Source organism: Streptomyces argenteolus, from assembly GCF_042902585.1.
GTDB lineage: Bacteria > Actinomycetota > Actinomycetes > Streptomycetales > Streptomycetaceae > Streptomyces > Streptomyces argenteolus.
Window position 1 is genome coordinate 1061277 of record NZ_JBIBEG010000002.1, and the last position, 13356, is coordinate 1074632.

Consider the following 13356-nt stretch of genomic DNA (forward strand, 5'->3'; position numbering starts at 1 on the left):
TCGGGCTTTTCGATTGTTTATTTCTGGTCCCCATATTTCCCCCGGCCCCCGGTGGGGGGGGGGGGGGGGGGGCGGCCCCCCGCCCCCCCCCCCCCCGGCCGGGGGGGCGCCCCCCCCCCCCCCGCGACCGGCACCCCCGCACCCCCCCCGGCACACCCCGCGGCGACGGCCCCCGCACCCGCCCGTCAGCCCTGCGAGAACCCCCCTGCACAGGTCTCCGGCCGTACGGCAGCATGGGCGCCATGTCCGTACTGACGCGCAACGAAGCGCAGACCCGCGCCCAGCTCCTCGACGTACACCGGTACACGGTCGACCTCGACCTCACCACGGGCGAGGAGACCTTCGACTCCCGGACCGCCGTCCGGTTCACCGCCCACGAGGCGGGCAGCACCTTCGTCGAGATCAAGCCGGAAACCCTGCGCGCCCTCAGCCTCGACGGACAGCCGCTGGACCCCGAACGCCTCGACGGGAACCGCTACCCCCTCGACCGCCTCACCCCAGGCCCCCACGAACTCACCGTCGACGCCACCATGCGCTACTCCCGCACCGGCGAAGGCATGCACCGCTTCACCGACCCCGCCGACGGCGAGACCTACGTCTACACCCAGCTCTTCATGGAGGACGTCCAGCGCGTCTTCGCCGCCTTCGACCAGCCCGACCTCAAATCGGTCTTCGACATCACCGTCACCGCCCCCACCGGCTGGACGGTCCTCGGCAACGGAACCACCACCCAGGCCACCGACGGCCGCTGGGCCATCGCCCCCACCCCACCCATCTCCACCTACCTCGTCGCCGTCGCCGCCGGCCCCTGGCACTCCGTCACCACCCAGCACGCCGGACTTCCCTTCGGCATCCACTGCCGGCGCTCCCTCGCCCCCCACCTCGACGCCGACGCCGACGAGATCCTGGGCATCACCCGCGCCTGCTACGACCGGTACCACGAGAAGTTCGACGAGCCCTACCCCTTCGACTCCTACGACCAGGCGTTCGTCCCCGAATTCAACGCCGGCGCCATGGAGAACCCCGGACTCGTCACCTTCCGCGACGAATTCATCTACCGCTCCGCCGTCACCGACACCGAACGCCAGACCCGCGCCATGGTCATCGCCCACGAGATGGCCCACATGTGGTTCGGCGACCTCGTCACCCTCACCTGGTGGGACGACATCTGGCTCAACGAGTCCTTCGCCGAGTACATGGGCTACCAGACCCTCACCGAAGCCACCCGCTTCACCGACACCTGGACCGACTTCGGCGTCGCCCGCAAGGGCTGGGGCTACGACGCCGACCAGCGCCCCACCACCCACCCCGTCGCCCCGGACCCCGACGCCGTCCCCGACACCGCCTCCGCCCTCCTCAACTTCGACGGCATCTCCTACGCCAAGGGCGCATCCGCCCTCCGCCAGCTCGTCGCCTGGCTCGGCGAGAAGGACTTCCTGGCCGGGATCAACACCCACTTCACCCGCCACAAGTTCGCCAACGCCACCCTCGCCGACTTCATCGACAGTCTCGCCACCGCCACCGACCGCGACGTGCACACCTGGGCCGGCAGCTGGCTGCGCACCACCGGCATCGACACCCTCACCGCCCACGTCGAGAACACCGGCAACAGCTGGAACCTCACCGTGGACCGCGACGGCAGCCGCCCCCACCGCATCACCGTCGGCACCTACGACCACAGCCTCGACACCCAGACCGGCACCGAACAACTCGTCCTGCGCGACCGCTTCGACATCGACGTCCCCCAGGACGGCGCCCCCGCCACCCAGCCCGGCCGCCGCCCCGACCTCGTCGTCCTCAACGACAACGACCTCACCTACGCCAAGGTCCGCCTCGACACCCGGTCCTGGGACACCGCCCTCACCCACCTCTCCGGCATCCCCGACCCGCTCACCCGCGCCCTCGTCTGGAACACCGCCCGCGACATGGTCCGCGACGGCGAACTCCACCCCGCCACCTACCTCACCGCGGCCCGCACCCACCTCCCGTACGAGAGCGACCTCGCCGTCGTCCAAGGCGTCCTCGGCTTCGCGGCCACCCACATCGCCGACCGCTACCTCGCCCCCCAGGACCGCCCCACCGCCCTCGCCACCCTCACCTCCCTCTGCCGCGACCTCCTGCGCCGCACCGAAGGCCTCACCGCCAAGGACTGGGAACAGAGCCACGACGGCACCCCGCCCGGCAGCCCCGACCCCGGCCTCCGCCTGACCGCCGTACGCCACTTCATCGACGCCGCCACCCAGCCCGAGGCCATCCAGGACTGGCTCGCCGAAGGCACCGTCCCCGGCGGACCCGAACTCGACCCCGAACTCCGCTGGCGCATCCTCACCCGCCTCGCCGTCCTCGGCGCCACCGACGAAGCCGCCATCGCCCACGAACTCGGCACGGACCCCAGCGCCACGGGACAGGAAGGCGCCGCCCGCTGCCGCGCCGCCCTGCCCACCCCCGAGGCCAAGGAAGCCGCCTGGCAGGCCATGTTCACCGACGACACCCTGTCCAACTACCTCTTCACCGCCACCGCCCAAGGCTTCTGGCAGCCCGAGCAGAGCGACCTGCTGACCGACTACGTCGCCCGCTACTACCCCGACGCCACAGCCCTCGCCGACCGCCGCGGACCCGCCATGGCCGAAGCAGCCGGACGGTACGCCTTCCCCGCCCACGCCATCGACGCCGACAGTCTCCGGCTCGGCACGGCCACCCTCGACGACCCCGCCCTCACCCCCGCGCTCCGCCGCAAGCTCACCGACCAGCTCGACGACCTGCGCCGCGCACTGGCCGTACGCGAAGCCCACTGACCCACCGACCCCCCTGTGCCCGGCCCTCTCGACAGAAGGGCCGGGCACAGTCGTACGAGCGGCGCATGCCCATACCAGCCCCACCCGCGCCCGCCCACCCACACCGCACAGCAGTACCCCTTTCGGGTTCAGATCGTTGGGCTCTTCGGCCGCCCCCTCCGCAATCCGGACAAGCTGACCCCACCGCCCCCGCCCACCCGAAGGACCACACCACCCATGCCCCTCCCGCCCCTCGCCGGAGGCACCGCAGGCCCCGCCCACCTGCGCCCCCTCCTCGACACCGTCCTCGAAGCCCTGCACGACGGAGCCACCCGCCGCGACGGCCCCCTCCCCGCCGGCGGCCCCCACACCGTCACCCACCACCTCCACCACACCACCGGCCCCCTCATCCCCGACCAGGGAACCGGCGCCCACCACGCCCTGCGCACCCTCGTCACCGCCCTCGCCGAAGGCGCCGCCGACCCCGCCCACCCCCACTGCGCCGCACACCTCCACACCCCGCCCCTCGCCCTCGCCGCCGCGGCCGACCTCGCCGCCTCCGCCCTCAACCCCTCCATGGACTCCTGGGACCAGGCCCCCGCCGCCTCAGCCCTCGAAGCCGCCCTCACCGCCGCGCTCGCCGCCGAGATCTACCCCCACACCCCCCACCCCGACGCCCTCGTCACCACCGGGGGCACCGAAGCCAACCAGCTCGCCCTCCTCCTCGCCCGCGAACGCCACGGCCCCGTCCAGACCATCTGCGCCGCCAACGCCCACCACAGCATCACCCGCGCCGCCTGGCTCCTCGGCCTCCCACGCCCCGTCGTCATCCCCGCCCCCACCGGCGTCATGGACCTCACCGCACTCCGCGACGCCCTCCTCAACAACGACGGCCCCCTCCTCGTCACCGCCACCGCCGGCACCACCGACACCGGCCAGATCGACCCCCTCACCGACATCGCCGACCTCACCACCACCCACGGCGCCGAACTCCACGTCGACGCCGCCTACGGCGGCCCCCTCCTCTTCAGCCCCACCCACCGCCACGTCCTGCGCAGCCTCCACCGCGCCCACAGCGTCACCCTCGACCTGCACAAACTCGGCTGGCAACCCGCCTCAGCAGGCATCCTCGCCGTACCCCACCACCACGACCTCGACGCCCTGCACCACCACGCCCCCTACCTCAACGCCGACGACGACACCGACGCCGGCCTCCCCGACCTCCTCGGCCGCTCCCTGCGCACCACCCGCCGCCCCGACGCCCTCAAGATCGCCGTCACCCTCCAGGCACTCGGCCGCGACGGACTCGCCGACCTCATCGACCGCACCGTCACCAGCGCCCACCGACTCGCCGACCTCATCGAGGAACACCCCGCCCTCGACCTCTACGCCCGCCCCACCATCAGCACCGTCCTCTTCCGCCCAACCCACACCGACGACACCACCGTCGCCACCATCCGCCGCACCCTCCTCGAACAAGGCCACGCCGTCCTCGGCCGCGCCCGCACCGGCAACCGCCTCTGGCTCAAGGCCACCCTCCTCAACCCCCACACCACCCCCGACGACCTCCACAACCTCCTCGCCCACGTCACCCACGCCCATGCCGCAACGGAAGGCAGCACTCCCCGATGACCGACCGGACCACCCCCGAAGGCCACCGGACCCACGACCTCATCGGCATCGGACTCGGCCCCTTCAACCTCTCCCTCGCCGCCCTCGCCCACGGCCTCCCCACCACCCCCGGCCCCGCCCTCACCACCGCCTTCTACGAACAGCGCCCCGCCTTCCACTGGCACCCCGGCCTCCTCATCGACGGCGCCACCCTCCAAGTCCCCTTCCTCGCCGACCTCACCACCCTCGCCGACCCCACCAGCCCCTGGACCTTCCTCAACTACCTCCGCACCCGGGACCGCCTCTACCCCTTCTACTTCGCCGAGCAGTTCCACATCCACCGCGCCGAATACGACGCCTACTGCCGCTGGGTCAGCGAACAACTGCCCACCATCCACTTCGACCACCAGGTCGACGCCATCCACTGGAACGCCGACCGCGCCCTCTACGAGGTCGACTACACCCGCCTCCGCCACGACGGAGAAGCCGAAACACCCGGCCGCGCCCACACCCGCCACATCGCCCTCGGCGTCGGCACCGCACCCTTCATCCCCGAACCCCTGCGCCCCCTCGCACAGGCCCCAGGCGTCCCCGTCATCCACAGCGCCGACTACCTCCACCACCGCGAGGAACTCCTCGAAGCCGGCCACATCACCGTCATCGGCTCCGGCCAGTCGGGCGCCGAGATCTTCCTCGACCTCCTGCGCGCACGCCCCCGCGGGGCCGAGAAGATCCACTGGCTCGCCCGCACCCAGGCCTTCGCACCCATGGAGTACTCGAAGCTCGGCCTCGAACACTTCACCCCCGACTACACCCACTACTTCCACGCACTGCCCGAACACGTACGCGACACGCTCGTCCCCCAGCAGTGGCAGCTCCACAAAGGCATCGACACCGACACCATCTCCGCCATCCACGACGAGCTCTACCGGCGCACCCTCCACGGCGGCTGGCCCGACGCCACCCTCACCCCCGGCGTCAGCGTCCGCACCGCAGGCCGCCTCTCAGGCGCCGGCACCCGCATCGAACTCCACCTCGAGCACACCCAGCAGGCCACCCGCACCCGCCTCACCACCGACGCCGTCGTCCTCGCCACCGGCTACCGCGAACGCCCCCTCGACACCCTCCTCACCGGCATCGCCCCCCACATCCGCCGGGACACCCAGGGCCGCCCCCGCATCCACACCGACTTCCGCCTCGACCTCGACCCCGCCCTCACCGGCAACATCTACGTCCAGAACGCCGAACGGCACACCCACGGAGTCGGCGCCCCCGACCTCGGACTCGCCGCCTGGCGCAGCGCGACCATCCTCAACCACCTCACCGGCACCACCCCCTACCCCCTCCCGCGACGCACCGCCTTCACCACCTTCGGCCTCACCCCCCACACGGCGCCGGCGGTCCCCGGACAGGGCAGCCCGTCCACCCACCTCGCACCAGGCCGCTGAGTACGTCCGGGGAGACAGAGGCCACAAGCAGAAGGAGGGAGAGAGGCACGCAACGCCACGACCACAGCGCCCACTTCGGCCCGGGACCCCCGAGCCGGACCCTCCCGGACCGGAACCCCCGTCGGCCACGACCTCCAGGGGCCACGATGCCCACCATGATCATCACCGCATCGTCCGCAGCCGATTCCACACCCACCGGAGGCCTGGCACACCTCGCCGTACCGGGAAGCGCAGCCCTCCGGCACGGAGGAAGACGGGCACTCGACATCCGCGGCGCCACAGACGCCACGCCGGCACGCAGACACGCCGCCCTGGACGCCAGGGCGCAGCTGACCCGCGACCTCGGCCTCACCCCCACCGACGGCATCGGCCGCTCGTTCTTCAGACACGTCGGAATCGTCATCACCACGGGAGGACCCGTCCTGCCGGCACTCAGCGCGACCCTCGCAGCCGTCTGACCTGCCCACCCCACACGGGACAAAAAAACGGCCGCTCTCCAGAAGGAGAACGGCCGCTCCACACCGGCCCACATCACACCGGCCCGCCTCGCAGCGGACCGCGCACCGGTCAGAACACCGGCACACCGTCCCGCGTCAGACGCCAGTCCACCGACGCGAACTCCGCAGGATCGACCGTCCCCTTCGCCTCGACCCAACCGATGATCGTGTTCCGGATCTCGTCAGAATTCGCCCACACCTGCGTGGCCCCCGGAACGTGCGGGAAGTTACCCCCACCACTCGCCCGGTAGTTGTTCACCGCGAACACGAACTGCGCCGCCGGATCCACCGGCGCCCCGTCGAACGACAACCCCACGATCCGCGAACCCACCGGCTTCGCCACATCGATCTCGTACGTCACCCCCGACACCACGTCATAGTTGTAATCCGGAATGTTCTCCGCATTCGTCAGCTTCGCCGTGTCCACCGGCGCACCCGCGGGCGTCAGCACGTAGTACCGCGCCGAGTACTCCAGATAGTCCTTCAGCTGCGCGCCCGTCAGGAGCCGCGCCTCCAGCGTGTTCTCGAAGGGGTACAGCCCCGCCGCGTCCTTGATGGTCACCTCGCCCGCGGGAATCCCCGCCGTACGCGAGAAACACGCCGCCTGCGACAGCACCGGCAACGCCGCGTACTCCCCGCCCGCCAGCGCCGCCTTCACCGTCTCCGCCTGCACCACGTTGATCAGATCGATCACCGGCTCGTCCTTCCACGGCGCGTCCGCCGTGGACATCGCCGACACCGACGTCCCGATCACCTGGTTCACGTACGCCACGACCTCCCGGTGCTCGTCACCCAGCAGCGACGTGATCCGCGGGTCCTCCTCCACGGTGTTCGAGTTCAGCACCGAGGCGCCCACCTTCTCGACCACCCAACGGCCCTTCTCCCACACCAGATCGAAATCAAACAGCGTCAGCCGCTGCCCCCACTTCAACGGCTCAGACAGGACGACCTGCTTCCCCGTCTCCTTGTTCGTCACGAAGTACTCGGGAATCTCCGAGTGCGCGTGACCCACCAGGATCGCGTCGATCCCCGGCACCTGCTCCGCCACCAGACCCGCCGCGTTCTCCACGTACGGCAACTGGTCCCCGTACGACGACGTGCCCGACGAACCCGAGTGCGCCGAGACGATCACCACGTCCGCACCCATCGAACGAAGCTTCGGCACCCACTTCGCCGCCTGCTCCTCGAGGCCCGGGAACACCATCTTCCCGCCCACGTTCGCCTTGTCCCAGATCGCGATACCCGGATTCGTCAGCCCCAGCACCGCCACCCGCACATCACGGCCGTGCGGCGTGGGCATCCGCTTGATCACATACGGGGCGAACGCCGGACGCAACGTCTTCGCATCCAGCGCATTCGCACCCAGCAGCGGGAATTCACACTGCTCCTCGAACTTCCGCAGCACCGGAATCCCGTAATTGAACTCATGGTTCCCGAGCGCAGCCGCGTCATAGCCGATCGTGTTCATCGCCAGCGCCATCGGATGCACCGGACCGCGCTTCGCCGTGATCGGATCGATCTTCGCGTAGTAGTACGACAACTGAGTGCCCTGAATCGTGTCCCCGGCATCGATCAGCAGCGTGTTGCGGCGCCCCCGGTCCTCCCGGATCCGGTCCACCAGCGTCGAGATCTTCGCCAGCCCGACATCGTTGTGCGCCTTGTCGTCGAACTCCTTGTCCGTGAAGTAGTCCCAGTTGAAGACGTTCCCGTGCAGGTCCGTCGTCCCCATCACGGTGAACGAGTAGCGCTGAGCCGGACGGCCGTGACCGTGCCCCCGGGACTCCGAGGCCGCCGCCGGCCCGGCACCGACCCCTCCGGCCAGCGCCACACCCGCACCGGCGACAGCCGAACGGCCCAGAAACGTCCTACGGTTCAACGGCATCCTTGACTCCTCGTTCGTACGAACAACGCGCGTAGATTCTGGCCCAGCCACCACCACCCGCAACACCCCGGGCAGGTTGCGATCTGATGACCAGCGACAACCGCCACCTAGGCCGACGCGACCCCGGCACGCTCATCGGAGCGCCCCGCCGCACAATTCAACACTTGGCAATAACCCTTAACCCAAAGGCCGTTGCGCAGTCATGCAGAGACAAATACCTACCCACAGGTAAGGTCTAGGCTCGAACCATGCGCCGAGCGAAAATCGTTTGTACCCTGGGACCCGCAACCGACACATACGACCAGATCAAGGCACTGGTCGAAGCGGGAATGGACATCGCCCGCTTCAACCTCAGCCACGGCACCTACGCCGAACACGAAGAGCGCTACCACCACGTCCGCAAAGCGTCCGAGGAAACCGGCCGCAGCGTAGGAATCCTCGCCGACCTTCAAGGTCCGAAGATCCGCCTCGGCCGCTTCGCCGAAGGCCCCGTACTCCTTGAACGCGGCGACGACTTCACCATCACCGTCGAACCCATGGATGGTGACCGCCACACCTGCGGCACCACCTACGACGGCCTCGCCGCCGACGTCACCGCAGGCGAACGCATCCTCATCGACGACGGCCGCGTCACCCTCGAAGTCACCCAGGTCGACGGACCCCGCGTCCACACCACCGTCATCGAAGGCGGCATGGTCTCCGACCACAAGGGGCTCAACCTCCCCGGAGTCGCCGTCTCCGTCCCGGCACTCTCCGAGAAGGACATCGAAGACCTCCGCTGGGCCCTGCGCACCGGCGCCGACATCATCGCCCTCTCCTTCGTGCGCACCGGACGCGACATCGACGACGTCCACCGCATCATGAAGGAGGAGAACCGTCACCTCCCGGTCATCGCCAAGGTCGAGAAGCCCCAGGCCGTCGACCACATCGACGACATCGTCGCCGCCTTCGACGGCATCATGGTCGCCCGCGGCGACCTCGGCGTCGAAATGCCGCTGGAGCAGGTCCCGATCGTCCAGAAGCGCGCCATCAAGCTGGCCAAGCGCAACGCCAAGCCGGTCATCGTCGCCACGCAGATGCTCGACTCGATGATCGACAACTCCCGGCCCACCCGCGCCGAGGCCTCCGACGTCGCCAACGCCGTCATCGACGGCACGGACGCGGTGATGCTGTCCGGCGAGACCAGCGTGGGCAAGTACCCCGTCGAGACCGTCCGCACCATGGCCCGCATCGTCGAGGCGGCCGAGGAGGACATCCTCGCCAAGGGCCTCCCGCCCCTCACCGACCGCAACAAGCCCCGCACCCAGGGCGGCGCGGTCGCCCGCGCCGCGGCGGAGATGGGCGACTTCCTCGGCGCCAAGTTCCTGGTGGCCTTCACCCAGAGCGGCGACACCGTCAAGCGCCTCTCCCGCTACCGCTCCCCGATCCCGCTGCTGGCCTTCACCCCGGACGAGGCCACCCGCGCGCAGCTGAACCTGACGTGGGGCGTGGAGACCTTCCTCGGGCCGCACGTGGACTCGACGGACGCGATGGTGGCCCAGGTGGACGAGGAGCTGCTGCGGATCGGCCGCTGCCAGAAGGGCGACATCGTGGTCATCACGGCCGGCTCACCGCCCGGGGTCGCCGGCTCGACGAACCTGGTACGGGTGCACCACATCGGCGAGGACGACAGCCCGAAGTAGGCAACGGTCGTCAGTACTTCGGCCCGACGTGAGCGTCCATGAGGGCCACGGACGCCCGTCGGGCTACGGAGATGTTGTACTCCTTGCCCGCGCGGGTGCAGTGCGTCCACTCGACGCCCACGGCGGTGAGCGTGTCGCCGAAGAGCTTGCGGATGTCGTCGGACTTGTTGGTGAAGAAGTACCGGGGGTATTCGTACCGTTTTCGCTCGCCTCGGATAAGGCGGGTGGTCCAGTTGATGACGCGGCAGCCGTCGGAGTGGATGAGGCCCCGGATGAACTCCCAAGGGTGAGCGTCCACGATCTGTTGTTGCCACGGTTCGAGCGTGATCGTGCGGTTGTGCTTCCTGCCCGGCCCGTGCTGAGGGAGGAAGCAGGGCCAGTGCTTGCTGGAGCTCGTGACGTACTGACATCCCTGCCTCTGCACTCGGCAGACTTTGTTGGCCGGCCGCGCGCGTTGTACGGCGTCGACACAGGCGTCGATGAGCCCCGGCCATGCGTCGGCGCACGCGATGCGGAGGGAGTAGACGCCCCGCTTGCCAGAGCTGATGCAGCCGTCACCGAGGTAGAGGCCGAGCAGGTACGAGTACGCGCCAGGGTCATCGGGCAGTTTCGGGGTGCTGCTGCACCGAGGGCAATCGGCGCCTCGGTCATGACCGAGAGGCTCTATTCGTTGCAGCCAGGAACGGATGGCAGCTCGGGAGATCCCGGTCTGCTTGCTCACGGAGTTCTGGCTGAAGCCTTGAGCGACGAGCGCCAGAGCCTGCTTGCGCGTATCGAGGTCGTACACGTTGTCGATCTTGACGCACGACCTGATGCGGAGGCGGACTCGCGAAAGGCAATCACACGATCTCGTGGATTGAGACCAAGTTGCTGCAGCCTTGGAAAGTAAGGAAAAGTGCCCCAGGTGGGATTCGAACCCACACTGTCCGCTGTTTGAGAGCGGCCTCTCTAACCAGTTGGAGTACTGGGGCCTTAGAAAGAAAGGGCATTGCCTGCCCTGCGTAGTGTCACCATATCGTAGCTAGGTAGGCTCGTGGGAGCTGTACCTGCCCTGGAACAAGGAGCCCCCGTGACCACGCCCGAGTCGCCCCAGCCCGTAGACGCCGTCGACGACGACAAGTCGCACGTCCCGCCGCTGACGACCCGCGTCGTCATCGCCGAGGACGAGGCGCTGATCCGCCTCGACCTCAAGGAGATGCTGGAGGAAGAGGGCTACTCCGTCGTCGGCGAGGCCGGGGACGGGCAGCAGGCCGTGGAGCTGGCGCGGGAGCACCGCCCCGACCTCGTGATCCTCGATGTGAAGATGCCGGTCCTCGACGGGATCTCCGCCGCCGAGAAGATCACCGAGGAGTCCATCGCCCCGGTTCTGATGCTGACGGCGTTCTCGCAGCGCGACCTGGTGGAGCGGGCCCGGGACGCCGGTGCGATGGCGTATCTGGTGAAGCCGTTCAGCAAGAGCGACGTCGTCCCGGCCATCGAGATGGCGGTCTCCCGGTTCGCCGAGCTGAAGGCGCTGGAGAACGAGATCGCGGACCTGTCGCAGCGGCTGGAGACCCGGAAGCTGGTGGACCGGGCGAAGAGCATCCTCCAGACGGATTACGGGCTCTCCGAGCCGGCCGCGTTCCGCTGGATCCAGAAGACGTCGATGGACCGCCGGATGTCCATGCAGCAGCTTGCCGAGGCGCTGATCGAGGACGCCGAGGAGAAGAAGAAGGCCGCCGAGTAGGCGCCACGCGGACGACGAGAAGGGCCTGCCCCCGGAAACCTCCGGGGGCAGGCCCTTCTCGTGTGTCCGGGTGCTCAGTCCTCGCCGAGGTAGGCCTTGCGGACCGACTCGTCGTGGAGCAGGTCGGCGCCCGTGCCGGAGAGGACGACCTTGCCGACCTCCATGACGTGGCCCTGGTCCGCGAGGGAGAGGGCCGCCTGGGCGTTCTGCTCGACGAGCAGGATCGTGGTGCCCGACGCCTTGAGTTCGACGATGGTCTCCATGATCTTCTGCATCATGATCGGTGAGAGTCCCATGGAGGGCTCGTCGAGCATGAGCAGCTTGGGCTGGGACATGAGTGCGCGTCCCATGGCGAGCATCTGCTGCTCGCCTCCGGAGAGGGTTCCGGCGGCCTGCTTCCGGCGTTCCCCGAGGATGGGGAAGAGGTCGTAGGCGCGCTGGACGTCCTTCTCGATGCCTGCCTTGTCGTTGCGCAGGTAGGCGCCGAGGAGGAGGTTCTCGGCGATCGTCAGCCGGGGGAAGATGTGGCGTCCCTCGGGGGAGTGGGCGATGCCCAGGGAGACGATCTTGTGTGCGGGGATGCCGGTGAGCGGCTTGCCCTCGAAGAGGATGCGGCCGCCGGAGGGCTTGAGGAGTCCGGAGAGGGTGCGCAGGGTGGTGGTCTTGCCCGCACCGTTGGTGCCGATGAGGGTGACGACCTGGCCGGCCTCGACGGTGAAGGAGATGCCCTTGACGGCTTCGATCTTGCCGTAGGCGACGCGGAGGTCTTCGACCTCGAGCAGTGCGGTCATCGGGTCTCCTCCTCCTCGGTGGTGGCGGTGTCGGTGGCGGCCCCGGTGGTGGCCGGGGTGTCCTTCTTGCCGGTGCCGGTGCCGGTGCCGGTGCTCGTGCCCGCCGCCGAGGCTTCGGCGGCTGCGACCTCGGCGGCCTCCTCGGCGCCGGGGGCGCCTTCGAAGGGGGTGCCGAGGTAGGCGGCGACGACGCGCTCGTCGCCCTGGACGACGGGGGCGGTGCCCTCGACGAGTTTCTCGCCCTGGACGAGTACGGCGACGCGGTCGCAGAGGTTGAAGATGAACCGCATGTCGTGCTCGATGACGAGTACGGCGATGCCCTGGTCCCGGATGGCGAAGATGAGCTCTTCGGTGACGCGGGTTTCCTGGGGGTTCATGCCGGCGGTGGGCTCGTCCAGGAGGAGGAGGCCGGGGTCGCTGGCCAGGGCGCGGGCGATCTCCAGCTTGCGCTGGTCTCCGTAGGGGAGGTTCCGCGCGAGGTGGTCGGCCTTGTCGGCGAGACCGATGAACTCCAGGAGTTCCATGGAGCGTTCGCGGCTGGCGTTCTCCGCCTTCTTGTAGCCGGGCAGACGCAGGAGGGCCGACCAGAGGCCTTCCTTGGTCCTGGTGTGGCGTCCGACGAGGACGTTCTCCAGGACGGTCATGTTGGCGAAGAGGCGGATGTTCTGGAAGGTGCGGGCGATGCCTGCCTGGGTGACGAGGTGGGGCTTGGGCGGCAGGACGGTGCCCTTGTAGCTGACCTTGCCCTCGGTGGGGACGTAGAGGCCGGTGAGGCAGTTGAAGAAGGTGGTCTTGCCGGCGCCGTTGGGGCCGATGAGGCCGACGATCTCGCCCGCGTTGACGGTGAGGCTGACGTCGCGTACGGCGGTTAGGCCGCCGAAGCGCATGGTGACGCCGCTCGCGTCGAGGACGGTGGTGCCGGTGGGTGCGTCTGTCTTGGTCATG

At 69.2% G+C, this 13356-nt stretch carries 10 protein-coding genes and 1 tRNA gene; 6 read left to right on the forward strand and 5 right to left on the reverse strand.

Features of this window, described 5'->3' with window-relative positions:
• Positions 1-242: 242 nt before the first annotated feature.
• From pepN to ACFY8O_RS11355, 4 genes are all read left to right on the forward strand, one after another.
• The gene (gene pepN, locus ACFY8O_RS11340; protein ID WP_387900728.1) at positions 243-2795 is read left to right on the forward strand and encodes an aminopeptidase N; all 2553 of its coding nucleotides are present in this window, start codon (positions 243-245) and stop codon (positions 2793-2795) included.
• Positions 2796-3011: 216 nt separating this feature from the next.
• Positions 3012-4406, forward strand: a complete 1395-nt coding sequence (locus ACFY8O_RS11345; protein WP_387900730.1) for a pyridoxal phosphate-dependent decarboxylase family protein — start codon at positions 3012-3014, stop codon at positions 4404-4406.
• On the forward strand, positions 4403-5833 hold the full coding sequence (locus tag ACFY8O_RS11350) for a lysine N(6)-hydroxylase/L-ornithine N(5)-oxygenase family protein (protein ID WP_145802277.1): 1431 nt from the start codon (positions 4403-4405) through the stop codon (positions 5831-5833). Before ACFY8O_RS11345 ends, ACFY8O_RS11350 begins: the two co-directional genes overlap by 4 nt.
• 155 nt (positions 5834-5988) lie before the next feature.
• Positions 5989-6291 (forward strand): hypothetical protein, encoded by a 303-nt coding sequence (locus tag ACFY8O_RS11355; RefSeq protein WP_387900733.1) that lies wholly within the window; start codon positions 5989-5991, stop codon positions 6289-6291.
• 109 nt (positions 6292-6400) lie between these two features.
• Here the strand turns inward: ACFY8O_RS11355 and ACFY8O_RS11360 are convergent, their stop codons facing one another.
• Positions 6401-8212, reverse strand: coding sequence for a bifunctional metallophosphatase/5'-nucleotidase (locus ACFY8O_RS11360; protein ID WP_387901117.1), 1812 nt, complete (start codon positions 8210-8212; stop codon positions 6401-6403).
• 248 nt (positions 8213-8460) lie between these two features.
• Here ACFY8O_RS11360 and pyk point away from each other — a divergent pair, with 248 nt between their 5' ends.
• Positions 8461-9894, forward strand: a complete 1434-nt coding sequence (gene pyk, locus ACFY8O_RS11365) for a pyruvate kinase (protein ID WP_387900735.1) — start codon at positions 8461-8463, stop codon at positions 9892-9894.
• A 10-nt stretch (positions 9895-9904) separates the two neighbouring features.
• On the opposite strand, the gene ACFY8O_RS11370 is transcribed toward pyk, so the two are convergent.
• Together ACFY8O_RS11370 and ACFY8O_RS11375 are read right to left on the reverse strand one after the other, a co-directional pair.
• Positions 9905-10681, reverse strand: a complete 777-nt coding sequence (locus tag ACFY8O_RS11370; RefSeq protein WP_145802283.1) for a helix-turn-helix domain-containing protein — start codon at positions 10679-10681, stop codon at positions 9905-9907.
• 109 nt (positions 10682-10790) lie between these two features.
• A tRNA-Leu gene (locus ACFY8O_RS11375) sits at positions 10791-10865 on the reverse strand.
• Between the two features lie 98 nt (positions 10866-10963).
• Between ACFY8O_RS11375 and ACFY8O_RS11380 the strand changes: the two genes are divergently transcribed.
• Entirely contained in the window at positions 10964-11620 is a 657-nt protein-coding gene (locus ACFY8O_RS11380; protein ID WP_145802285.1) for an ANTAR domain-containing response regulator, read from the forward strand.
• Between the two features lie 74 nt (positions 11621-11694).
• Here ACFY8O_RS11380 and ACFY8O_RS11385 read toward each other — a convergent pair whose 3' ends face one another.
• Positions 11695-12411, reverse strand: coding sequence for an ABC transporter ATP-binding protein (locus tag ACFY8O_RS11385; protein WP_145802287.1), 717 nt, complete (start codon positions 12409-12411; stop codon positions 11695-11697).
• A complete protein-coding gene (locus ACFY8O_RS11390) occupies positions 12408-13355 on the reverse strand; it encodes an ABC transporter ATP-binding protein (RefSeq protein WP_387900737.1) in 948 nt (315 codons plus the stop codon). The genes ACFY8O_RS11385 and ACFY8O_RS11390 overlap by 4 nt, the downstream gene beginning before the upstream one ends.
• Position 13356: the final 1 nt, after the last annotated feature.

Excerpts from the sequence above, each read along its gene's own strand:
- pepN (WP_387900728.1), top strand. The coding sequence starts at position 243 with ATGTCCGTACTGACGCGCAACGAAGCGCAGACCCGCGCCCAGCTCCTC.
- ACFY8O_RS11345 (WP_387900730.1), top strand. The coding sequence starts at position 3,012 with ATGCCCCTCCCGCCCCTCGCCGGAGGCACCGCAGGCCCCGCCCACCTG.
- ACFY8O_RS11350 (WP_145802277.1), top strand. The coding sequence starts at position 4,403 with ATGACCGACCGGACCACCCCCGAAGGCCACCGGACCCACGACCTCATC.
- ACFY8O_RS11355 (WP_387900733.1), top strand. The coding sequence starts at position 5,989 with ATGATCATCACCGCATCGTCCGCAGCCGATTCCACACCCACCGGAGGC.
- ACFY8O_RS11360 (WP_387901117.1), bottom strand. The coding sequence starts at position 8,212 with ATGCCGTTGAACCGTAGGACGTTTCTGGGCCGTTCGGCTGTCGCCGGT.
- pyk (WP_387900735.1), top strand. The coding sequence starts at position 8,461 with ATGCGCCGAGCGAAAATCGTTTGTACCCTGGGACCCGCAACCGACACA.
- ACFY8O_RS11385 (WP_145802287.1), bottom strand. The coding sequence starts at position 12,411 with ATGACCGCACTGCTCGAGGTCGAAGACCTCCGCGTCGCCTACGGCAAG.
- ACFY8O_RS11390 (WP_387900737.1), bottom strand. The coding sequence starts at position 13,355 with ATGACCAAGACAGACGCACCCACCGGCACCACCGTCCTCGACGCGAGC.